We start from the raw sequence: 426 nt of genomic DNA, 5'->3' as shown, positions 1-426 counted from the left end.
AGTTCTTAGGAAGCATCTTCTCCCCAAACAGCAGGATTCCAAGGAAAGTGGAAATCATTACAATGGCCACATTGTTTAATGGAAAGATTGTTGAACTCTCCATTCCCTCCGTCCTCAAGGCAAGCACCAGGAAGTAAATTGACCCAAAATTGGGAATTCCCAAAGCAATCCCTCCAAGTACATTTTTGAAGCTCAGCTTCAGTTTTCCCATAAAAGCCTGAATGATCAAAATACTCACTCCTACACAGCCTGCAATGGCGAAGATAGTCGAAGAGAACAGTGCGACATCGGCCTCCACCACATCAGCGGTCTCCAGAAATTTTATGGTAGTGTCTATAACTCCGCTTCCGAAGAAGACCAGTAAGGGAAAGATAAGATTACGTTTTTGGATCTTTATTCCTTCCTTCTTTTTTATTGAAGTAAGAT

1 pseudogene is annotated in these 426 nt (G+C 42.0%); it reads right to left on the bottom strand.

From position 1 onward, the window contains the following. Nucleotides 1-426: pseudogene (locus HC176_RS16785) on the bottom strand (EamA/RhaT family transporter); the annotation flags it as partial.

This window comes from Tamlana crocina, assembly GCF_012037625.1.
Note: the sequence above shows the minus strand (reverse complement) of the source record. Positions and strands in the feature narration are given on the sequence as shown.